Here is a 20,924-nt window from a genome sequence, read left to right as displayed (position 1 = left end):
AGGGGGAAATATGAAATTAGGCTTCGCGTGTAAATATCTGGATGCAGACGGCAAACAACATTTCCCGTTCAAGAGCACCACCCGTACCCGTTTTCTCAGATTGCCGCGCGATGAGCAGATTGCGCTGATCGCCAGCCTTGCCCGCCTGAACCTGACGAATCTTGCCGGCCTGCTTGAAACGCTGGCTACCCAGCCGGAGACCCTGCGCATGATGCGTATCGGCAGCGATCTGCTGCCGCTCTTTACCGTGCCGGAAGCGATGCCGCTTTACCGTGAATTTCTGCCCGATCTTTATCCGCTGTTTGAGCGCTGCGGCGCGCTGGCGCGGCAGCATGGGATCCGTCTCTCTTTCCATCCCGGACAATATTCGGTGCTGGCGTCGGATAATCCCGATGTGGTGCAGCGGGCGATCGAGGATGTGGAGTACCATGCGCTCTGCGCCGTACTGATGGGCTACGGCAAAACGTTTCAGGATTTTAAAATCAACATTCATATGAACGGCAAAAAAGGCTTCGAGGGATTTCAGCAGGCCTTTGGTCAGCTCACGCCCGAAGCGCGCAATATGCTGACGGTGGAAAACGATGAGATCTCCTGTTCGCTGGATGACGTGCTGCAGGCGAGGGCGCTCTGTCCCATCGTGCTGGATATCCATCATCACTGGGTGAAAGAGAACGCCTTTATTCAGCCGGACGATAGTCGCATCGCCTTGATTCAGGAGTCATGGCGTGGCGTTCAGCCGGTGCTGCACTATTCGATCTCGCAGGAAGGATTAATACCGGAACATGGCTATCCCGATCAGCAGAGCCTGGGCGTGGCGAAAACCAAACTGCGCGCGCACTCGGACTACTATTTCAATTCGATGCTGAACGACTGGGCGCTGTCGTTCAGCGCCTTTGATATCATGTGCGAGGTGAAAATGAAGAATCTCGCCAGTCAGCGGCTTTATGACTATGCGCTGACCCGAGAGGTTATCGATCCCAGCCGAAGTGGGCGGTAATGGCGCGACGATAAGGGGTATCGATCTGCGCGGGCACCTGCAAAATATAGGCGCGCGCGTGGTCTGCCTCTCTGCCTTCCAGCTGCTGCAGATAGCCTATCGCCTGCGGCAGCGTCGGCACTAAACCTTCAACGCTGCCCAGCTTCGGCGGCAGTCCGGTCCAGATGACCGCATCCAGTTCGCGCGCACGCGCCCACTCGGCCAGCACGCCAGGCGTATGCGCCGTTACGGAAAAAATGCCGATGCCGTCGACGCGCTCATCAGGGATCCCTTCGCGCTCGCGTAGCTGCAGGCAGGCCTGACCTAAATCCTGCGTCGCCAGCCTGGCCCACAGCACCGGAACCGGCGGCGCGTTCATGCAGATCGCGGTCGCCAGTTCGCCGCCGTCGCTGGTGCGAGAAAACTCGATAGGAAAGCACGGCCCATCCTGATGCCACGCGCCTTCGACGGGAAGATCGCCCGGTTTCCAGATCAGCGAGCCCCAACCTAAACAGGCAATATTCATCGCGCGCTCCTAAAAACGAAAACCGGAAAAGAGAGGGTCAGTGCCTGCGTTTATCGTCAGGCATCGCATCGCCCTTAAAGTGATGCTCATTGTTGTTGCGATCGCGTAGCGTCACGCGAGACTGGGTGGATTGCGTGGTGAGGTTCTGCTGCACCTCGTTAATGGCGCGAACGATAACCTGCTGCCGATCTTCATCAGCTTCTTCCGTCGCCATGCGCTGCAGGACGTCCATCAACGCGCGGCTGGAGACCGCTTTATCAGACAGCAGCAGCTCCAGCGTCGCTTCGCCAATAACGATGTCGGTCAATCTTTCTTCATTACTTTTATACATAACATTTGCTCTGTGTCCCGCTGCACGCCCCAGCAATTGGGGCAGGATTGAGGTGCGGTTGACTACAGAAAGAACCAGCGCACCTGGCTGGTGCTGGCGTGAGCCAGCGAATGCCTGCTTACATCTTAAGGCCGTGCCGGAAAAACGGAAATCGTAACTTCAATCGGAATTAGCGGCCCAACAGCAAGCCGATCAGACGCTGATAGTGTTTCTCTTCTTCGGCCGTCGAGGCAACTTCCAGTCGTCTTACCAGCTTAGTGCAAATACCTTTACGGTTGACGTTTTTGCCTGCGCGGAGAAGCTCAACAACGATCTGGCCCAGCGTTTCCTGTTGGGAAGGCAGGCTGGCTTCACGAAAATAACGCGCGATATCTTCGGATGAAGAGAGAAGGCTGCTGCTCTGACGCATAATTTTACCCCAAAATGAGTTAAACGATGATCAGTCAAAAAAACTGACAAGTTGTACATCGATAGAAAATGTGTACAAGAATATGCAAGAAAAAACCGTTAACTTTTTTGCAAAAAATGCTCTCAAATGAGTATATCTTTTGTTAACCCTTTGTATTGTGGCGAAAGCGGGCCCAACGTCAAGTATTTTTAGGACTCTTTTACGGTTGTACAACTTCTGTTTACAGCAACGCCCTGCAGGAAACTCCCTGCAGGGCATCAGCCTTATACCTGCGCCATACCGCCATCAACAAAGAGCTCGGTGGCATTAATAAAGCTGGCCGCGTCGGAGGCGAGGAAGGCAACCACCTTGCCAATCTCTTCCGGTTCGCCCAGGCGACCTAACGGCACCTGCGCCGCCAGCGCGTCGAACAATCCCTGGCGGTTCGCTTCATCTACCAGCTCTCCCAGGCCTGGCGTACGAACCGGACCGGGGCTGACGACGTTGACGCGGATGGCGCGCTCTTTGAGATCCAGCGCCCATGAGCGGGCGAAGTTGCGCACCGCCGCCTTGCTGGCGCTGTAAACGCTGAATCCGGCGGTGCCCTGCACCGAGGTGGTCGAGGAGGTTAAAATTACCGATGCGCCGTCTACCAGCAGCGGCAGGGCTTTTTGCACGGTAAACAGCACGCCGCGTACATTAGTGGCGAAGATGCGGTCGAAATGCTCTTCCGTAATCGCGCCCAGCGGCAGCATGTCTCCGCCGCCCGCATTGGCGAACAGAATATCCAGGTGGCCAGCGCTGCGCGCTATCTCGGCGTAGACCGCATCAAGATCGGTGAGAAGCGAGGCGTCGGCGCGAATGCCGGTGGCGGCGGACCCAATAAGCGCAACCGCTTCATCCAGCGCCTCCTGACGGCGTCCGGTAATAAAGACGCGCGCGCCCTGTGCGGCGAGCTGCTGTGCTGACGCCAGGCCGATGCCGCTGGTGCCGCCGGTTACTAAAGCGATTTTGCCGTTAAGTGCGTTAGTCATGATGGTTTCCTCTTAAGCATGTGGGTTAGGGTTGCTGCGCCAGGTCACTGCAGCGCTGAGGAGCAATCTATCCCTTCTGGCTTTGTTGAAAAATCCTGTAAAATGAAAAGCACTATTTCTGTGTGTGGATAATCGACAGGATCAGGAGACGAGGATGGATCAGCTGATGGCGATTCGGGCATTTGCCCGCGTGGTGGAGGCGGGCAATTTTACCCGCGCGGCGGACTCGCTCGATATGCCGAACGCCACGTTAAGCAAGCTGGTGCAGGAGCTGGAGGCGCATCTCGGCATCCGTCTGCTGCAGCGCACTACGCGCCGCGTCACGGTGACGCCGGAAGGGCGGGAATATTATGAAAAAACGCTGCGCGTCCTGCACGATCTTGAGGATATCGACGCCTCTTTCAACGTGGCGCGCAGCTCGCCGCGCGGCGTCTTGCGCATTGACGTTGGCGGCTCGACCGCCAGCGAGGTGCTGATTCCGGCGCTGCCTGATTTTATGGCGCGCTATCCCGATATCCGTATCGATCTCGGCGTCGCCGACCGCGCCGTCGATCTGATTAGCGACAATGTCGACTGCGTGATCCGCGGCGGCCCGCTAAACGACTCCTCGCTGATCGCGCGCCAGATCGGCTTTGCGACCTTAATCACCTGCGCCACGCCCGCCTATCTCAAGCTCTATGGCGTTCCGGCTTATCCTGACGAACTCAAAAACGGCCATCGCCTGATCAGCTACCTTTCGCCGCAGAGCGGACGCGCCTTTCCCTTCCGCTTTGAGCGCGACGGGGAAAAAACGGAGATTAAGGCGGACTATCGCGTCGGGGTAAACGAAAGCAACGCGCATCTGGCGGCGGCGCTGGCGGGGCTAGGCATCGTACAGACCTTTACCTATGCCACCGCGGCGCATATCCAGGCGGGGAAACTGGTGGAGATCCTCACGCCGTGGCGGCCGGCGCGCTATCCGTTTCATGTGGTTTACCCGCAAAATCGCTACGTGACGCATCGACTACGGGTATTTATTAGCTGGTTGCAGGAAATCTTTCCCGCGCGGGTGGGGCCGTAACGTCCCGCAGCGGCAGGACGTTACGTATTATCAGGCGAGCTTAATTAAGATCATGCCCGCCAGCAGCAAACTCAGCCCCGCCCAGCCTCGGGCGTTGAGCCGCTGACCAAACAGCACCCAGCCCGCTGCGACCGTAGCGGCGATGCCAAAACCGCCCCACAGCGCGTAGGCGACCGACAGATCGATACCTTTTACCGCCTGAGAGAGCGCGCTGAACGCCAGCAGCACCGAAATGAGCGAGGCGATGCCCAGCAGCGGTCTTTTAAAGCCGTCGGAATATTTGAGGAAAATATTGGCGGCGATTTCCAGCAGGATCGCCAGCGCCAGCCAAAGCAGATGCGTAATATCAGCTGATGACATGCTGCGGCTCCTTTTTCTGCGTGGTACCGGTTTTAATCAGCATAATGCCGGCGATCAGCACCGCCAGGCCGGCGATTTTCATCGGCGACAGCGCCTCTCCGAACAGCTGCACGCTAAATATCGTAATTAATATGATGCCGATGCCTTCCCACAAGGCGTAAGCGACGCCAAGCGCGATTTTTTTGACGGCAAAACTCAGGAAAATATAGGAGCAGGCAATCATCACCAGCATGATTAAATAACCCGATCCGCTTTCATCGACGCTGGACCACTTCATCGCCAGCGTGCCGATAATTTCACTTAAAATAGCAAGTAATAATAAAACCCATGCAAACATGGCTAACTCCTGTCGCAATTGTTCAATCGACCTGCACCGCACGGGCGCAAGTTACTTTGGCAAACGGAAACGAGGAGAGGGCCTACAGGGCGCTACGCCAGTGCTGATCGGCGATATTCCAGACGGGAAGAGAGCAGATGAAAAGAAAATGATTGATAAATGCTACGCGCATAATTTAAACAAGACATCCACGCTGTTGCTTCTCATCGGTGGACGGATTGTACTCCAGTAATAGACACGGAGCAGTTATAGCATCTGCCTTAGGCCGTTTAAATAGCAGTAATTTCTAATATTGATTTATGACAAGGTTTATTGTGTTGTTCTGACAGCCGGTGTCAGGCAGGTTAAACAAGATTTCATTGCATATAGTTACAACATACTTAATTCGCTCTCAACATCTTGTTTCAGCACCGTGCAAGACCGCGTCGAGCAGGAAAGTATTAGTGGTGACGTTGTCACTCGACGTAAGCCTGGCAGGGGTAATGCTTGCCCCTGTCGCTCGTCGCAGCGGCGAAGCACCCGGAAGCGAAAATGTCTCCGGATGCCTGCTGATTTCTCTGTTTTACCCGTCAGGTTATCGCTAAACGCAGACTAGTGTCCCGCGCTACGCCTGCGGATCGTCGCGCCTGTTTTTAAGCCGCCGGGCTAAATAGGGCGCGGTCACGCTGTTCTCAGCGCGGCTGACCTCTTCCGGCGTACCGCTCGCCACGATTTGACCGCCATTTTCCCCTGATCCCGGCCCAAGATCGATTATCCAGTCAGCCTCAGACGCAATTCTCATATCGTGTTCCGCCATCACCACGCTATCGCCGCGTTTCACCAGCTGATCCAGCACCCGCATCAGCTTATCCATGTCTGAGGGATGCAGGCCGGTCGAGGGTTCGTCGAGCAGATAGAGCGTTTTACCGCGCTGCGCGCGCTGCAGTTCCCAGGCGAGCTTGATGCGCTGGCACTCTCCGCCTGACAGCTCTGTCGCCGGCTGGTCTAGCGTCAAATAACCCAGCCCCAGCGCCTTGAGCGCGGTGAGAGAGCGCTGAATGCTCTCATTGTCGCTGAAAAACTCGGCGGCTTCGTCTACCGTCAGCGCCAGTACGTCAGCGATAGTTTTGCCGTTCCAGCGCACTTCAAGCGTCTCGGCATTATAGCGACGGCCGCCACAGGTAGAACAAGGCGCGCTCGCCTGAGGCATAAACAGCAGCTCTATGGTGATGAGACCCTGTCCTTCGCAGGCGGGGCAACGTCCGGCGGGCAGATTGAACGAAAAACGGCTGGCATCGAAGCCGCGCGTCTTCGCCTCATCGGTTTCGGCAAACAGCCGCCTGACGGTGTCAAAAAAGCCGGTATAGGTCGCAAGATTGGAACGAGGCGTTCGACCAATAGGGCGCTGATCGATACGTACCAGCCGCTTCAGGGAAGCGCCGCCGGCAACCACCTTGCCCTGAACCGACGTGACGGCCTCATCCTCATCCTCGCCCTCATCGGCAGGCGTGTTATCCAGCCGCTGGAGCAATGCGGGCAGGACGCGAATCAGCAGCGTCGATTTTCCTGAGCCGGAAACGCCGGTAATCACCGTCATTCTGTCGAGCGGCAGCGAAAAATCGAGCGCGCGAAGGTTATTGCAGGTCACCTGTTCAAACTGCAGCCACTGCTCAGGCAGTCTGCGCTGACGCAGGCCGGGATAGCGATCGCCAGACAGATAGCCCGCCGTCGCTGACCGGCCGTTGCGCGCCAGGCCGGAGGGCGCGCCGTTATAAACGATTTCGCCGCCCAGTCGGCCCGGTCCCGGGCCAATCTCCGTCAGCCAGTCCGCTTCGGCGATAACGTCAAGATTGTGCTCGACGATCACCAGAGAGTTGCCCGCCGCCAGCAGAGCGCGCAGCGAGCGGATCAGCGCGCGCACATCTTCCGGATGCAGACCCGCCGCTGGTTCGTCCAGCACATACATGACGCCGAAAAGCTGCGAGATCAGCTGCGTCGCCAGCCGGATGCGCTGTAACTCGCCGGAGGAGAGCATGGTCGTCCTGCGGCCGAGGGAAAGATGGCCAAGGCCGAGGTTTTCCAGCTGGTCGAGACGACTGCAAATATCCGTCGCCATGCGCATCGTCGCTTCTCTTAGCGCCCTCTCTTCAGGAAGATATGCAGAAGCGCCTTCCGCCAGCGGGGAAAACAGCGCCTTGAGTTGAGCGATGGTCAGCTCGCCCATTTCAGCGATGTCGTAACCTGCGAAGGTCACGGAGAGCGCCTCCTGGTTAAGTCGTTTTCCCTGGCAGAGCGCGCAGGGCGCTACGGCGACAAAGCGGGAAAGACGTTTTTTGACGCTCTCTTTGCCTCCCGCGTAGCTTTGCAGCACATATTTTCTGGCGCTGGTATAGGTGCCGGTATAGGCGGGTTCGACCCCTGCCGCTATCGCCGCTTTGCGCTGTTCGGCGGTCAGCCCCATAAAGATAGGCACCGAAGGCTGTTCATCGGTCATCAGGATCCACTCTCTGTCCCGTTCAGAGAGCGTTTCCCAGGGGGCGTCGATGTCGTAATCCAGCGCCTCCAGGATTGAGCGCAGGTTTTTCGCCTGCCAGCCATGCGGCCAGGCGGCGATAGCGCCTTCGCGGATGCTCAGAGAGGTGTCCGGCACCAGGGCTTCTCTCTTCACCTGATGCACCATGCCCATGCCCTGACACGCGGGACAGGCGCCCTGCGGATTGTTAGGCGAAAAAGATTCGGCGGCCAGAAAGGCGACGCCGTCAGGCCGCTTCCCCGCGCGGGAGTAGAGCAGTCTGAGGGTCACAGAAACGCGCGTCAGGCTGCCGACGGTGGAGCGCTCCTGCGCGCCCGCGCGGCTCTGCTGCAGCGCAACCGCCGGGGGCAGGCCATCAATACTGTCTACGTCCGGGGCCGCCGCCTGATCTATCAGGCGACGCGCATGGGGCGCGACCGATTCCATAAACCGCCGCTGCGCCTCTGCATAGAGTGTGTCGAACGCCAGCGACGACTTACCCGATCCCGAAACGCCGGTGAAAACTACCATGGCGTCACGGGGAAAAGTGAAGGAGAGATCTTTAAGGTTATGCGTTCTCGCGCCCTGAACGTTCACGCCGCTGTGGTTGCTGCGATGCGGTAAATTGCCGCTCTTTTCCTTTCCTTTAGACGTCATAACGCTCCCACAAAAAGAGATTCCATAAAAAGTGTCGTTCTGCCGACTCGCCGTCTGCGCAGCTAGCCGGTAAGTCGTCAAAGGGTAGCAGGGATATGCGCTGACTGAGGCGCGGGAGGCAAAAAGCAGGGTAAAGGCTGCGGCGGCCTGGGCCGCCTGAGCCTGAAAGCGAAGGGCGTTTTATGAGAGACAGAAGACAGCTGGCGGTATTTAAGGCCTGCGCCGATTCGGACGGATTACAATATAAATCCCGCCGCCGCCGGCGCATTGTCGCTGTCGTCAGGAATATGATAGAGCGTCGCTTTCGCCGCCAGCAGCGGCTGGCCATCGCTGCCCGATTTGTGCGATTCCACATCGCTAATGTGGTAGCCGACGGCGCCTGCTTCATGCGCTTTATGGGCAAACGCGGCGTTAAGTTCTTCCATAGAGGTCGCCCAGCTGACCGAAGTCACGGCGAAGGGCTGAACGGAAGCGATTTCACGCTGAGTGAGGCCCGTCCGAATCAACACGGGATTCACGCTCTGCGGAGAGAAAATGGATAAAACATCCTGCACTAACTCTTTCATTAGCCGACTCCTTAAGGGATTAACGCACGGTTATCTTTATTTTCGGTCGTACGAAAGTAATAAACGTCAGAATTTGTTATGCGTTTTAGCTTTAATTGCTAATGAGATGTTATAGAAACAGCGGCTGATAACTTAACGAGGATTTAGCGAAGATATTTTCATTTGATTACATTCTGGCTGTTTTTGACATGCCTGAATGAGAGAGCGAAACGCCTCCGCAACCTGTAGGGTATGCGGAGGCGGGAGCGGTTTTACCAGCCTTTGATAATATCGCCTTTATAAAGCTCGTTGGCTTTATCCAGCACTTCCTGCGAGCGGAACGCCTCTTTCAGCTTCTGGATATTCGGGCTGTCTTTATTATCTTCGCGCGCCACGATGGCATTCACGTACGGCGAGGCTTTCCCTTCCATAAACATGCCGTCGCGCGAGGCGGAGAGATTGGCCAGCGCGGCGAAGTTATTATTGATAATAGAAACGTAAACCTGCGGATCGTCGAGCGTGCGCGCCAGCTGCGGCGTATCGACCTCGACAAACTTCAGTTTTTTCGGGTTGTCGGTCACGTCCAGCGTGGTCGGCAGCAGGCCCGCTTCCGGTTTCACCTTGATCAGACCCTGCGCCTGCAGCAGCAGCAGGCTGCGGCCCAGCGTGGTCGCTTCGTTAGAGATGGTGATAGTGGCGCCGTCCGGCAGGGCATCCAGCGATTTGATTTTGCGCGAATAGCCGGCGATCGGGAAGACGAAGGTATTGGTGACCACGGCGAAATGGTAGCCGCGCTCTTTAGACTGCATCTCCAGATAGGGCAGGCTCTGGAAGGCGTTGGCGTCGACATCTTTATTGAACAGCGCTTCATTCGGCTGCACGTAGTCATTGAACGCCACGACATCGACATCCAGATGGTATTTGTCATGCGCCACCTGTTTAACGGTATCCCATAACGTCTGGTCCGGGCCGGTATTAATAGCCACTTTGATTTTGCTGTCGTCGTCTTTATTACAGGCGCTAAGCAGCGTAACTGACGCGGCCAGCAGAATAGAAAGCACTTTTTTGTTCATAAGCCAGATCCCTTTTGTCGTAGGGAAACGACTATAATCTACATCTAGACGTCTGTACATCCATAACTGCGCGACTGCCGTTTTTTTATCCGCTTCATTTGACACCGTTTTCTGCCGATGTAGCGCTATTTTCACTCCGGCAGTGAAAGTGCTGCTGTCGTCAACAGGTGTTTCTCCCGGCGCAGGCCGCCTATGCTGTTACCCAGCATCAGCAAACTTATCACTGCAAAAAGGAACAGAGATGAAAGCTATCGTCTACAGCCAGAATGGATTGCCGATCGCCGATCCGCAATCGCTCTACGACACCACGCTGCCGCAGCCCCAGCCGGGCGCGCACGATCTGCTGGTGAAAATCGCCGCGATCGCCGTCAATCCGGTCGATACCAAAGTGCGCAATAACGCGCCGACGCAGCAGCCGCGCATTGTCGGCTGGGACGCCGTCGGCACGGTAGAAGCGGTCGGCGAGAGCGTGACCCGGTTCAAGCCGGGCGACGAGGTCTTTTACGCCGGCGCCATCGATCGTCCCGGGTCCTATGCGGAATATGGCCTGGTGGATGAGCGTATCGCCGGTCACAAGCCTGCTTCGCTGAGCAACGCCGATGCCGCCGCGCTGCCGCTGACCTCGCTGACCGCCTGGGAGCTGCTGTTCGACCGCCTTGAGGTGAAAGAAGATGAGAACGAAGCGCTGCTGATTATCGGCGCGGGCGGCGGGGTCGGTTCGATTCTGACGCAGCTGGCCAGCAAGCTGACCGGGCTGCGCGTTATCGCCACCGCGTCGCGTCCTGAAACCGCCGAGTGGGTGCGCGAACTGGGCGCACACGACGTTATCGATCATTCTCGACCGCTGACGGAAGGGCTGCGCGAAATCGGCGTCGAGAACGTTCGCTACGTCGCCAGCCTGACCCATACCGACAAACACTATCAGCAGATCGTCGAGGTGCTGGCGCCGCAGGGCCGTCTGGCGGTGATTGACGATCCGGACACCCTCGACGCAATGCCGCTGAAGCGTAAAGCGATCTCGCTGCACTGGGAGCTGATGTTTACCCGCTCGCTGTTCCAGACGCCGGATATGGCGCGCCAGAATGAGATTCTGGAAAACGTGCGCCGCCTGATCGACGATGGCACGCTGCGCACCACGAAAGGCGAGCATTACGGTGCCATCAACGCGGAAAACCTGCGTCGCGCCCATGCGCTCATCGAGAGCAACCGGGCGCGCGGCAAAATCGTGCTCGAAGGATTTTAACCCAACCTGACAAGAGAACGACCGCAGTTTGCCTGCGACAGACTACCCGGCCAAATGGCCGGGTTTTTTATTTGCGGCGAGTGGAATGCGTTATTTTTTATCGGACGCGCAGTTCAGAATAATAGGTCTGGTGAAAGCATGCCGCTTAACGGTGCTATTTTAATCAACCTTGTCAGTAAAATAAGCGTGATTATCACGTAAGCTGATAATGTTTTTCAGATAAGCCTGCAACGGCGTGCTGCTGTCTGACATGGTCGGAAAGGATAATGAAAAGTTAATTTTTTATGTTATTTGTTTAGGTTTTATTTAATGTAATTATAACTATAGTAATAATAAAAGAGGCAGGGTTAATTAGGGGAGGTAATTATTCCGTGATGGTACTGTCTGTTTATTAAAAAATATATTTATCGTCATCTTCAGATGATATTGAGCATTGTCTTTTACAGGGATACGCCATGCGTTCTTCATACGATCTGCCGCCTGGCCGGGTCAATTTGTCACGTCGGCGAATATTGCTTTCCGGCGCCGTGATTATGGCCGGCGGCGGCGTCACCTCAGCTCTGCTGCGCTTCGCGTTAGCCGCATCCTCGACCAATTTTATTCCTTTTATGCCGCTCTCCCGGCCTCTGGTGAATCATCAACTGGGCGACGGCGTTGGGCAGCGCCTGCTGGCGCAGGCGTGCTGGCGGCAACCGCGCTGCTGGTCTGGCTGATGGTACGCCGTAAGCGCCGCCGCTAAACGAATCTGATTTTGTCGCCCGCGGTATGGCGGGCGACGTATTAACGGAAAAATACTATGACGCACTATTCACGCCGCCGCGTGCTAAAGCTGGCCGGACTGGTGGCAATCGCCAGCGCTGGCGGTCAGCTGCTGTCGCTGCCGCCCCTTAAGGCCGCACAGCCGCAGGCGCCGCTCGCGGGACTGGATGAATTCCTCCAGGTTTCGCGCCTGCTGACCCAGCAGGCGGATCTCAACGCCACCGTGGCGCATGCGCTGATGCTGGCGCTCGACCAGACGCAGAAAGGCTTCGTCAGCGGGCTGGCGCAGTTAAACCATCTGCTGCAAAGCCAGCCCGCGCTGCTGCAACAGGATCGCCTTGCGTTTGCCGAGGCGGATGCGGAGAGCGAAAAGCTGGCGAAGGCGATCCTCGGCGGCTGGTACAACGGCGTGGTCGGCAAGGGCGAGCGCGCCCTCTATGTCACTTACGTTAATACGCTGGCCAGTCAGCTGGTGAGCGACAAGCTGGTGCCGCCGGGTTTTTCCTACGGTCCTGTAGGCAGCTGGGCGCAACAGCCCTGATGAAGAGAGTTGAGTCGTCAATGAATAAGAACTATTCCGCCGACGTGGTGGTGATCGGCGCGGGCGTCAACGGATCGCTGCTCGCCACGCGTCTGGCCAAAGCCGGTAAATCGGTGCTGCTGCTGGAGTCGGGTCCGAAAGTGGGGCGCGACCAGCTGGTCGAGCGCTTCCGCGCGTCCGCCTTTAAATCTGACTTTATGTCGCCTTATCCGTTCTCGCCGATGGCGCCGCAGCCGCGCTATACCCCAGAGCCGAACGACTATCTGCATCAGGCTGGCCCGCATCCTTTTGCAGCGCAGTATATCCGCATTTTCGGCGGCACCAGCTGGCACTGGGCAGCGCAGCTGTGGCGTTTTGTGCCGAACGATTTCCGCCAGCACAGCCAGTACGGCGTCGGCAAGGACTGGCCGATCGGCTATGAGGACCTGGAGGATTACTACTATCAGGCCGAAGCGATTGCTGGTGTCGGCGGCTCGCCGGATAACGGCTCGCCGCGCAGCAAGCCCTACCCGATGGAACGGGTGCCGGCATCGTGGCTGCAGCAGCGCGTCACCGCGCGCCTGGCGCCCGATTTTACCGTGCTGGACGACAGCACCGGCCGCAACAGCCGCAGCTTTGATGGCCGCCCGGCCTGCTGCGGCAATAACAACTGCATGCCGGTTTGCCCGATCGACGCTCAGTATCATGGCGGTATTGCGGCGCAGCAGGCGGAGAACAGCGGCGTGAAGGTCATCACCGAAGCGGTGGTCTATCAACTGGAGCATGACGCGCAGGGCCGAATTACGGCGGCGAATTACTATGACTGGAATAAAGTCAGCCATCGCGTGACCGCGGAAACCTTCGTGCTGGCGGCCAACGCAATCGAAACGCCGAAGCTGCTGCTGATGTCCACCAGCAGCACATTCCCGCAGGGGATTGCCAACGCGCGCGACAACGTCGGCCGCAACCTGTGTGACCATCCGGCGATCGGCGTCACCTTCGACGTTGACGAAGAGATCTGGCCGGGCCGTGGCCCGGTGAGTCCCTGCTCGATCGGGCAGTTCCGCGACGGGGATTTCCGCCGCGAACACGCGCCGTTCCGCATCGATATCTCTAACGCCTCGCAGGTCGCCTCGGTAACCAAAGAGGTGCTGGCGGAAGGCTATTTCGGCAAAAAGCTGCAGGAGGAGATCCGCTTTCGCGCCGCGCGTCGTCTGAGCATTAAAAACGCGCTGGAGCAGCTCCCCGATCCCAATAATCGCGTCACCCTGAGCAGAAAAAAAGACGCGCTTGGCCTGCCCACGCCGTCGCTCTACTGGGATATCAACGACTACGTCGTGAAGGGCACCGAGAAAACGCGCGAATGCTATGACGCGATTGCGGCCCGCCTCGGCGCCACCAACGTTAAGCACAGCAAAAGCGGCAAATTCTCTAACCGCCAGCATATTACCGGCACGCTCTCGATGGGACGGGATCCTGCCACCAGCGTCACCGACGCGTGGGGACGCGCCCACGACCATGAGAACCTGTTTATGGTCGGCACCGGCGTGATGCCCACCGTCGGCACCTGCAACGTGACGCTGACCGCTATGGCGCTGGCGTTGCGCACTGCGGACAAAATTCTGCAGGAGACGCAACATGGTTAAGCACTGGAAATTGCTACTGGCGGCTGGCGCGCTGATTGTCGCCTCCGCGCAGGCTTACGCGGCGGATCAGCACGCGCTGATCAAGCGCGGCGAATATCTGGCGATCGCCGGCGACTGCGGCGCCTGCCACACGGAAGAGGGCAAAGCGCCGTTCAGCGGCGGCCATGCCATCGCCAGCCCGCTCGGCACTATCTTCAGCACCAATATCACGCCGTCGAAAAGCGCCGGTATCGGCAACTATAGCGAAGCGCAGTTCGCGGCCGCGCTGCGTAAAGGCGTGCGCGGCGACGGCAGCCAGCTCTATCCGGCGATGCCCTATACCGCTTACGCTCGCCTGACCGACGACGATGTGGCAGCGCTCTACGCCTACTTTATGCATGGCGTGCAGCCGGTCGACGTAAAACCGGAAGCGACCGCGCTGCCGTTCCCGTTTAACCTGCGCTTCAGCATGGCGGCGTGGAACCTGCTCTTCGCCGACAGCAGCGTCTATCAACCGGACGCGACGCAGACGGCGCAGTGGAACCGCGGCGCTTATCTGGTGCAGGGATTAACCCACTGCAGCACCTGTCACACGCCGCGCAATCTGCTGATGGCGGAGCAGCAGGCGAAAAGCCTGCAGGGCGCATCCCTTGGCACCTGGTACGCACCGGATATCACCGCCGCGACGCTGCAGAGCAAACCGCGCTGGACGCGCCAGATGCTGGCGGACTATCTCGCGACCGGTCATGCCGCCAACGGCGCCACGGCGGGCGGCCCGATGCTGGAGGCGATCGACAAAAGCTTCTCGCGCATGACGCCGGAAGATCGCCAGGCGATCGCCGCTTATTTGCTGCCGGTCGATGTTGAGGCCGCGGCGCCAGCCGCAGTGAAAGGCCTGACGCCAGTAGCGGGTAACGATCTGCCGCAGACGCTGGCGGGGCTCAGCGAGGGCGAGCGGGTATATCGCGACAGCTGCGCCTCGTGCCATAACCTCTCGGGTCAGGGGCTGAACGGGCTGCCGGCACTGCAACATCATCCGGTGTTGAATAAACCCACGGCGGATAACGTGGCGATGGCGGTGCTGCAGGGCGTCTGGCCGGAAAAAGAGCAGGGCATGATCGGCTTTGCCGACTCGCTGAGCGATAGCCAGATTGCCGCGGTCACTAACTATGTGATGCAGGATATGGGGCACAGTGCGGTGCGCATCACGCCTGAACGCGTCAAAGCGCTGCGCGCCGGCGGAGAAACCTCGCCGTTGATGCTGTTGTCCCGCGTCGGCATGGCGCTCGCTGCCGTCGCGGCGGTTCTGGCGTTGCTGTGGCTACGTAAAAAACGCGCCGCCAGGCGTTAATGCCTTCGCCTCCGTCTCGTTACCGGGACGGAGGCTTCCCCGTCTGCCTGCTTCCTGCTGGCCCGATTGCGCACCTGCGCTGCTGGCAACCGCCGCGCCGCCAGCGTGATGCCCGGGCGCCGTTGCCGCGTCCTTAACCACTATTTAGCGAAAAAGCCATGCCTGCGCTCGCAGAGCGTAATATTTGAGAATAACTCTCATTGCTACCAGTGCTGCTGTGCCCGTAGGTTGAGGCAACAGGTCAGACTGCGGAATATGCCGGATGTGGGCAGTGCCAGTTATTTATTGGGTGCTTCGCCGCCGGCAAAAGCGTCGCAGTTAACATCAGGCGTTAAACGCTGTTTTGACCGCTGGCGAACGCATCAGATAATAAGGAATGTATGGGAGCTTACTGCAGGCACTGCCGCGCGCTTTTAAGCCGGGACGAATATTTCTGGTTTTACGACAGCTGTCTCCGCTGTGAAAAATGCGCGCAAATTCGTGCTGAAGAGCGGGAGATTTTCATTAAGTCGCCGCTATATGTCTGGAGTGAAATACGCTTTCAGACGCGCCGATTCAAACACCGACTGGCGGCCTATTTGAAAAGGCAGAATCTTGTCTGAACAGCATCATCTGGTTTAACGCTGGGCAGTGGGGAAAGGGACGAAATGCGATCGGTTATTTCTTCAGAACGGCTTGTTTATCGGCCGCTAAAACAAGAGGACTGGCTTTTTTTCCTGGCGCTGTATCAGGACAGAAACCTGATGGCGTACATAGCCGATCCCCGGGATGAAGAAGAAATACGATCCGTATCGTTTCAAACGCGCTTATTACCCTGGCGTACAGGCGAGGCGCACTGGTTATGTCTGGTTATTGAGCAAAAAGGTTGCCGGACGCCGGTGGGCGTTACCGGCTTTATTGAGCGTAACCCGGACGTGGCGGAGGTCGGGTTTATTCTGGCGGCTCATCATCAGCGTAAAGGCTATGGCGCAGAGTCGCTGAACGCCATCATTCGCTTTGCGTTCGATGCTCTGGGTTACAGAAAACTCACCGCCACGGTGACGGCGGGAAATATTGCGTCAAAGCGTCTGCTGCTTAAAAGCGGATTCAGCCAGGAAGGGGTGATTCGGCAAAACTATTATTTAAACGGCGAGTGGCGGGACGACTGGGTGTTCGGGCTGCTGGCTGAAGAATATCACGGCTAACCTTCACGGTGGCCGCTTATCGTTGCCGCTCAGGTGTAGATCCTGACGTTTTCTTTATCAATTCTACCCATGCCGCTGGCGCTGGGCGGACTGCGGGTGCGCGACGCTTGCAAAAAGTCACAGCGCGATCCCACCACACCGATGAAAAAGATTTAAGTTTCTCTCCTCTCTTCCGATAACCATTCCGCCACTCTGAGGGTAGAGGATGCGTTTTCAAATATATCCATCACCTGAGTGCGCGTCGGGGCGCGACTGTCCCGTTTTTTAATTTAACAAGGAGCAGTAAATGAAAAACCGCAATTCAGTTATGGCGGCTGTCGTCGCATCATGTCTGATTCTCTCAGGTTGTAGCGCAATGGGAACGGCTATCAAGAAACGTAATCTCGAAGTCAAAACGCAGATGAGCCAGACAGTATGGCTTGAGCCGTCAAATGAAAAAACGGTTTATCTGCAGGTTCGTAATACGTCAGATAAAGATATGAGCGATCTTCAGACATTACTGGCACAGGATCTGCGCGCTAAAGGCTATACCGTGACATCGTCGCCTGACACAGCATATTACTGGATTCAGGCCAACGTGCTTAAGGCAGAAAAAATGGATCTGCGTCAGTCACAGGGCTTTCTGTCGACCGGCTATGAGGGCGCGGCCACCGGCGCGGCGCTGGGTGCAGGCATTACCGCCTATAACAGCAACTCAGGCGGCGCTATTCTGGGAATTGGCCTCGCGGCCGGACTGGCGGGTATGGCGGCAGATGCGCTGGTTGAGGACGTAAACTTTACCATGGTGACCGATCTGCAAATTTCCGAGCGCAGCAAATCCACCGTTACGACCGATAATATCGGCGCGCTGCGTCAGGGTAATGCCGGCATTAAGCTGCAGACCAGCAGCGAAGAGGGCAACCGCATGAAATACCAGACGCGCGTGGTCTCTAACGCCAATAAGGTCAACCTGAAATTCGAAGAGGCTAAACCGGTGCTGGAAGCCCAGCTGGCGAAATCAGTCGCCGGTATTATGTAATTTTCTTCGCTTCAGTCACGCCTTAGCGAAATCAGGCGTGGCTGAGCATCCGGTTATCGCTTTATGCCAGACGAGCATGAAAAGCCCGCCTTTCCTGCCTTATTTATTCCCTCTTTTCCAGCCTAACCCTTTCACCGGCATCGACGTCAGAGATCATAACGAAGCGACCGGTCGCTTTCGTGCTACGCTTCAACTCCTGAACAAGCGTAACACCATCCCGTCAAACCCCTTTTCGCGCTGAACAAGCGCCTGTAACCCAGGGAAGATCCATGTTTCATCTGATTTTCAGTATACCGAGCTGGTATGTCATCGTGCGTTTCCTTATCCCGTTAGTGATGCCGCTAGCGTTGAAAATCGTCTTATCAGCGCTGGTTTTGCTGGCCTCGCAATATCTGTTGATTAGCCGCTTTACCGCGGGCGGCATCTTTTCACCGGAGATGCCCCGCGCGCTGATTATCCTGTGCAACTGGGCGTTCGGCGCCGTGCTGTTTCTTGCGCTGCTGCAGATGCTGATTGACGCGGTGGCGTTAATGTCGTTTTTGTTCAGGCATCCGCTGGAGATTACGCCGATGGTGCGTTACCTGGCGGCGCTGTTGGCTATGGCGCTGGCGGCCGTTGGGGTACAGCAGGCAATACGCGTGCCGCCGGTGAAAGAGGTTACTATCAGAATTGATCATCTGCCGCACGAGTTTGAAGGCTATCAGCTTCTTCAGCTGACGGATCTGCACATCACCAGACTCTTCAACGCCGCCTGGGCCACGCAGATGGTCAATAAGGCAGTGGCGCTTAATGCCGACCTGATCGTAATAACGGGCGATGTGATTGATGGAACCGTGCAGAACCGTATAAAGGATGTTGAACCCTTGGGTAATCTGCGCGCGCCGGATGGCGTTTACGCCATTACCGGCAATCACGAATATTTTTTCGAACAGCAGCGCTGGACCGAGCACCTCGCTTCGCTGGGCCTGCCGACCCTGCATAACAGCCACATTATTATTAAACGCGGCGTAGCGGAGCTGGTTATTGCGGGCCTGCCTGACATCTCCGCATCACGAAGAAATGCGGACGGCCCCGATCTGGCGATGGCGTTAAAAGGCGCGCCGAAAAACGCCCCGGTTATTCTGCTCGACCACCAGCCGCGCAACGCGCGCCAGAATGCGCAGCAGCAGGTCGATTTACAGCTGTCGGGTCATACGCATGGCGGGCTGATCGCCGGCTTTGACCGGCTGTTTGCCAAACCCAACGGCGGCTTTGTTTCAGGGCTTTATCAGGTGGATGGCATGCAGCTTTACGTTAACAACGGCACCGCCCTCTGGCCCGGCATGGCGATCAGGTTAGGTCGGCCGTCGGAACTGACGCGCATAACGCTGCGGGGAAGAGAGTAGCGCGCTTTACACGTGGGTACCGGCGCCTTCCTGAACCGGCATGCTCGCTGATCCCGCACAGCGTGAAAAAAATCGCATTAAGGCGTCCGCGACGGCATCGGGTTTCTCCTCGGCCAGGAAATGCCCGCACTCCGTAATCGTTTCTCCGGCGACGTCGGCGGCAAACGAACGCAGAAGGGCAGACATATCCGGAATCGACCCCTGATCGGCGCTTAAACCCAGCACCGGCATGGTGAGTTCGCCCTTTTGCGCTAACGCCCGGTTTTGCTCAGCGGATAGCGCCGCAGAGCGGTAAAAGGCCAGTCCTGCGCGCATGCCGCCGGGCGCGCCGTAAATCCTCAGATACTCGGCGATCTCCTCTTCGCCATAGCAAGCCGGACTGGCCGTTTTCGTCCAGAAAAACCATTCAAGATAGGCGCGTTCACGCCCCTCAAGCAGGATTTCAGGGAGATCGGGCACGGCGTGAAAAGCGAAGTGCCAGGTCTTCCAGGCATCAGGGGAGGCGGCCGGGAGCCTGTCCGGCAGCGTCACGCCAGGGATACCGGCATCCATCAGTGCCAGCGCCTCCACTTCCTGCGCGAACAGATGCGCATAGGGAAAGGCGACCCATGCGCCAACGTCATGGGCCGCGAGGCTGTACCGCCTGACGCCCAGATGATTCAAGAGATCGTGGGTGCGGCGAGCAACGGTCTGCGTGTCATAGCCATCTAGCGGGCGATCGCTGTCGCCCTGACCGGGCAAATCGAGCGCGATAATATGGAAACGGCGACCCAGCTGCGGCATCACGTGACGCCAGGCGTACCAGCTTTCTGGAAACCCAGCCATCAGCACCACTATCGGCTCTCCTGGCGCGCCGCCTTCGACATAGTGAAAGCGTAAACCGTTGACGGTGGCAAATTTGTGGCTGAAACCCTCAGGCGCGGTCGGCATTGAACCATGGATCATGACGTTGTTCCTTGTATGCAATGAAAGTAGGGTAGCGCTGCGGGTTGAACACGGCGGCATGCATGCCTCAGGCACGCTGCTTAGCTAAATTAGGAAACGATCATATCCTAATTGTGTCCGTCGGAGCGCGTCAAGCGTCAATGCGACTTTTCTTGCAGGGACTGATTTCAGGCGATCGGGGGATTATATTTTGATTTTTTTTATTAAAAAGTCGATAAAAATTCGGCATTTAAGTCGAATGCGATGGTCGCCTGCATAAACTATCGTAATATCTTGAGTCGGTAAGGCGTAGTCCGCAAAAAGCTGAATCAGCTTGCCTGCTTCACGCTCCTGGCGAACCATCCATTCAGGAAGAATGGCAACGCCAAGACCGGCGATAGCCATTGATTTAATGGCGGTTGACGAGTTGGAGTGGTATTTCGCTATGGCGCGTATTTCTGTGGACGTTCCGTCTTTATGACACAGCGTCCACTGCGTCGGCGTCTGTAGATTACTGTTAGCAATCCAGGGTGCGGTGTTTAAATCCTTGATAGAGCGTAATGGATTATTTTCCAGCCATTCAGGCGAGGCGACCAGCAAAATATCATAGCTGGCTAACTTTCGACTTTTTAATTCCGAATCACGTAGCGTGCCAAGGCGAATAGCTAAATCAAGGCGATCGGAAACTAAATCATTCAGAGATGAGTCTGCGTAAAAATTAATACCCAGGTTAGGGTGTAGCTGGCAGAACTCTCCAGTCAGCGGAATGATATATTGTTCGCCGAATTCCGTGGTTGAAGTAATATTTAACGCGCCTGAGAGCGACCGATGGCTGTCAGATACATTTTCCAGTGAGTTCTGGATGTTAATGAAGATTTCGCAGAAATCTCTGTATAGCGCTTCGCCCGCTTCAGTCAGGATAATACCGCGCGAGTTGCGAATTAACAGCTGAACCTTAAGCGCTTCTTCGAGCGATTTGACATGAATGCTCGCCATGGCTTTGCTGATAAAGAGACGCTCTGCCGCGCGCGTAAAGGAACCGCAGTCGACCACCGCGATAAATGTCTGGATTCGGTTTAAATGGTTAAACATTAACTGTTAATTTTAAGTAAACACCGCGTTTAATTTAATTTAATC

21 protein-coding genes are annotated in these 20,924 nt (G+C 56.9%); 10 read left to right on the top strand and 11 right to left on the bottom strand.

From position 1 onward, the window contains the following. The first annotated feature begins 10 nt into the window (after nt 1–10). Nucleotides 11–997, top strand: a complete 987-nt coding sequence (locus B3229_RS01705) for a UV damage endonuclease UvsE (RefSeq protein ID WP_286868018.1) — start codon at nt 11–13, stop codon at nt 995–997. On the opposite strand, the gene B3229_RS01700 is transcribed toward B3229_RS01705, so the two are convergent. The 4 genes from B3229_RS01700 to B3229_RS01685 form a co-directional block, all read right to left on the bottom strand. After that, complete coding sequence (locus B3229_RS01700; protein ID WP_048782518.1) at nt 969–1,502, bottom strand: hypothetical protein; 534 nt, start codon at nt 1,500–1,502, stop codon at nt 969–971. The two genes, B3229_RS01705 and B3229_RS01700, sit on opposite strands and share 29 nt — an antisense overlap. Nucleotides 1,503–1,539: 37 nt before the next feature. Then, nucleotides 1,540–1,833: a hypothetical protein gene (locus B3229_RS01695; RefSeq protein ID WP_065426294.1), complete on the bottom strand. Its 294-nt coding sequence runs from the start codon at nt 1,831–1,833 to the stop codon at nt 1,540–1,542. A 169-nt stretch (nt 1,834–2,002) separates the two neighbouring features. Continuing rightward, nucleotides 2,003–2,242, bottom strand: coding sequence for a regulatory protein YcgZ (gene ycgZ / locus B3229_RS01690; protein WP_033791039.1), 240 nt, complete (start codon nt 2,240–2,242; stop codon nt 2,003–2,005). Between the two features lie 263 nt (nt 2,243–2,505). After that, on the bottom strand, nt 2,506–3,255 hold the full coding sequence (locus B3229_RS01685) for an SDR family oxidoreductase (protein WP_048782522.1): 750 nt from the start codon (nt 3,253–3,255) through the stop codon (nt 2,506–2,508). Nucleotides 3,256–3,409: 154 nt separating this feature from the next. Here B3229_RS01685 and B3229_RS01680 point away from each other — a divergent pair, with 154 nt between their 5' ends. Next, complete coding sequence (locus tag B3229_RS01680; RefSeq protein ID WP_286868014.1) at nt 3,410–4,315, top strand: LysR family transcriptional regulator; 906 nt, start codon at nt 3,410–3,412, stop codon at nt 4,313–4,315. 30 nt (nt 4,316–4,345) lie between these two features. Here B3229_RS01680 and mdtI read toward each other — a convergent pair whose 3' ends face one another. The 5 genes from mdtI to B3229_RS01655 form a co-directional block, all read right to left on the bottom strand. Then, nucleotides 4,346–4,675 carry a multidrug/spermidine efflux SMR transporter subunit MdtI gene (gene mdtI / locus B3229_RS01675; RefSeq protein WP_048782527.1) on the bottom strand — a complete coding sequence of 110 codons (330 nt, stop codon included), beginning with the start codon at nt 4,673–4,675 and terminating at the stop codon, nt 4,346–4,348. Continuing rightward, entirely contained in the window at nt 4,662–5,012 is a 351-nt protein-coding gene (gene mdtJ, locus B3229_RS01670) for a multidrug/spermidine efflux SMR transporter subunit MdtJ (RefSeq protein ID WP_048782528.1), read from the bottom strand. The genes mdtI and mdtJ overlap by 14 nt, the downstream gene beginning before the upstream one ends. 604 nt (nt 5,013–5,616) lie before the next feature. After that, complete coding sequence (locus tag B3229_RS01665; RefSeq protein ID WP_286868012.1) at nt 5,617–8,160, bottom strand: excinuclease ABC subunit UvrA; 2,544 nt, start codon at nt 8,158–8,160, stop codon at nt 5,617–5,619. A 236-nt stretch (nt 8,161–8,396) separates the two neighbouring features. Beyond that, nucleotides 8,397–8,726, bottom strand: a complete 330-nt coding sequence (locus B3229_RS01660; protein WP_048782532.1) for a DUF1471 domain-containing protein — start codon at nt 8,724–8,726, stop codon at nt 8,397–8,399. 251 nt (nt 8,727–8,977) lie between these two features. After that, nucleotides 8,978–9,778 (bottom strand): MetQ/NlpA family ABC transporter substrate-binding protein, encoded by an 801-nt coding sequence (locus tag B3229_RS01655; RefSeq protein ID WP_033748873.1) that lies wholly within the window; start codon nt 9,776–9,778, stop codon nt 8,978–8,980. Nucleotides 9,779–10,019: 241 nt separating this feature from the next. Between B3229_RS01655 and B3229_RS01650 the strand changes: the two genes are divergently transcribed. The 8 genes from B3229_RS01650 (at nt 10,020) to B3229_RS01615 (ending at nt 18,863) form a co-directional block, all read left to right on the top strand. Next, nucleotides 10,020–11,021 (top strand): zinc-binding alcohol dehydrogenase family protein, encoded by a 1,002-nt coding sequence (locus B3229_RS01650; RefSeq protein WP_048782534.1) that lies wholly within the window; start codon nt 10,020–10,022, stop codon nt 11,019–11,021. Between the two features lie 455 nt (nt 11,022–11,476). Next, nucleotides 11,477–11,734, top strand: coding sequence for a sugar dehydrogenase complex small subunit (locus tag B3229_RS01645; protein ID WP_286868008.1), 258 nt, complete (start codon nt 11,477–11,479; stop codon nt 11,732–11,734). 83 nt (nt 11,735–11,817) lie between these two features. Next, entirely contained in the window at nt 11,818–12,321 is a 504-nt protein-coding gene (locus tag B3229_RS01640) for a sugar dehydrogenase complex small subunit (protein WP_286868006.1), read from the top strand. Between the two features lie 20 nt (nt 12,322–12,341). Then, nucleotides 12,342–13,946: a GMC family oxidoreductase gene (locus B3229_RS01635; protein WP_286868005.1), complete on the top strand. Its 1,605-nt coding sequence runs from the start codon at nt 12,342–12,344 to the stop codon at nt 13,944–13,946. Then, on the top strand, nt 13,939–15,276 hold the full coding sequence (locus tag B3229_RS01630; RefSeq protein ID WP_286868004.1) for a cytochrome c: 1,338 nt from the start codon (nt 13,939–13,941) through the stop codon (nt 15,274–15,276). Before B3229_RS01635 ends, B3229_RS01630 begins: the two co-directional genes overlap by 8 nt. 647 nt (nt 15,277–15,923) lie before the next feature. After that, nucleotides 15,924–16,460: a GNAT family N-acetyltransferase gene (locus B3229_RS01625; protein ID WP_286868002.1), complete on the top strand. Its 537-nt coding sequence runs from the start codon at nt 15,924–15,926 to the stop codon at nt 16,458–16,460. A 286-nt stretch (nt 16,461–16,746) separates the two neighbouring features. Further along, complete coding sequence (traT, locus tag B3229_RS01620) at nt 16,747–17,478, top strand: complement resistance protein TraT (RefSeq protein ID WP_286868001.1); 732 nt, start codon at nt 16,747–16,749, stop codon at nt 17,476–17,478. A 269-nt stretch (nt 17,479–17,747) separates the two neighbouring features. Then, on the top strand, nt 17,748–18,863 hold the full coding sequence (locus tag B3229_RS01615) for a metallophosphoesterase (RefSeq protein ID WP_286868000.1): 1,116 nt from the start codon (nt 17,748–17,750) through the stop codon (nt 18,861–18,863). Nucleotides 18,864–18,869: 6 nt separating this feature from the next. Here B3229_RS01615 and B3229_RS01610 read toward each other — a convergent pair whose 3' ends face one another. Both B3229_RS01610 and B3229_RS01605 read right to left on the bottom strand, forming a co-directional pair. Continuing rightward, the gene (locus tag B3229_RS01610) at nt 18,870–19,808 is read right to left on the bottom strand and encodes an alpha/beta fold hydrolase (RefSeq protein ID WP_286867999.1); all 939 of its coding nucleotides are present in this window, start codon (nt 19,806–19,808) and stop codon (nt 18,870–18,872) included. A 183-nt stretch (nt 19,809–19,991) separates the two neighbouring features. Then, entirely contained in the window at nt 19,992–20,879 is an 888-nt protein-coding gene (locus tag B3229_RS01605; RefSeq protein ID WP_286867997.1) for a LysR family transcriptional regulator, read from the bottom strand. Nucleotides 20,880–20,924: the final 45 nt, after the last annotated feature.

This window comes from Pantoea sp. UBA5035 (genome assembly GCF_002415245.1).
Classification (GTDB): Bacteria; Pseudomonadota; Gammaproteobacteria; order Enterobacterales; family Enterobacteriaceae; genus Pantoea; species Pantoea septica.
This window is presented reverse-complemented; position numbering and strand designations above follow the sequence as displayed.

Coding starts and splice junctions, on each gene's coding strand:
- traT (WP_286868001.1), top strand. CDS start 16,747: ATGAAAAACCGCAATTCAGTTATGGCGGCTGTCGTCGCATCATGTCTG.
- B3229_RS01700 (WP_048782518.1), bottom strand. CDS start 1,502: ATGAATATTGCCTGTTTAGGTTGGGGCTCGCTGATCTGGAAACCGGGC.
- B3229_RS01610 (WP_286867999.1), bottom strand. CDS start 19,808: ATGATCCATGGTTCAATGCCGACCGCGCCTGAGGGTTTCAGCCACAAA.
- B3229_RS01650 (WP_048782534.1), top strand. CDS start 10,020: ATGAAAGCTATCGTCTACAGCCAGAATGGATTGCCGATCGCCGATCCG.
- B3229_RS01630 (WP_286868004.1), top strand. CDS start 13,939: ATGGTTAAGCACTGGAAATTGCTACTGGCGGCTGGCGCGCTGATTGTC.
- B3229_RS01635 (WP_286868005.1), top strand. CDS start 12,342: ATGAATAAGAACTATTCCGCCGACGTGGTGGTGATCGGCGCGGGCGTC.
- mdtI (WP_048782527.1), bottom strand. CDS start 4,675: ATGTCATCAGCTGATATTACGCATCTGCTTTGGCTGGCGCTGGCGATC.
- B3229_RS01695 (WP_065426294.1), bottom strand. CDS start 1,833: ATGTATAAAAGTAATGAAGAAAGATTGACCGACATCGTTATTGGCGAA.
- B3229_RS01705 (WP_286868018.1), top strand. CDS start 11: ATGAAATTAGGCTTCGCGTGTAAATATCTGGATGCAGACGGCAAACAA.
- B3229_RS01625 (WP_286868002.1), top strand. CDS start 15,924: ATGCGATCGGTTATTTCTTCAGAACGGCTTGTTTATCGGCCGCTAAAA.
- B3229_RS01645 (WP_286868008.1), top strand. CDS start 11,477: ATGCGTTCTTCATACGATCTGCCGCCTGGCCGGGTCAATTTGTCACGT.
- B3229_RS01615 (WP_286868000.1), top strand. CDS start 17,748: ATGTTTCATCTGATTTTCAGTATACCGAGCTGGTATGTCATCGTGCGT.
- B3229_RS01680 (WP_286868014.1), top strand. CDS start 3,410: ATGGATCAGCTGATGGCGATTCGGGCATTTGCCCGCGTGGTGGAGGCG.
- ycgZ (WP_033791039.1), bottom strand. CDS start 2,242: ATGCGTCAGAGCAGCAGCCTTCTCTCTTCATCCGAAGATATCGCGCGT.
- B3229_RS01665 (WP_286868012.1), bottom strand. CDS start 8,160: ATGACGTCTAAAGGAAAGGAAAAGAGCGGCAATTTACCGCATCGCAGC.
- B3229_RS01685 (WP_048782522.1), bottom strand. CDS start 3,255: ATGACTAACGCACTTAACGGCAAAATCGCTTTAGTAACCGGCGGCACC.
- B3229_RS01605 (WP_286867997.1), bottom strand. CDS start 20,879: ATGTTTAACCATTTAAACCGAATCCAGACATTTATCGCGGTGGTCGAC.
- mdtJ (WP_048782528.1), bottom strand. CDS start 5,012: ATGTTTGCATGGGTTTTATTATTACTTGCTATTTTAAGTGAAATTATC.
- B3229_RS01660 (WP_048782532.1), bottom strand. CDS start 8,726: ATGAAAGAGTTAGTGCAGGATGTTTTATCCATTTTCTCTCCGCAGAGC.
- B3229_RS01655 (WP_033748873.1), bottom strand. CDS start 9,778: ATGAACAAAAAAGTGCTTTCTATTCTGCTGGCCGCGTCAGTTACGCTG.
- B3229_RS01640 (WP_286868006.1), top strand. CDS start 11,818: ATGACGCACTATTCACGCCGCCGCGTGCTAAAGCTGGCCGGACTGGTG.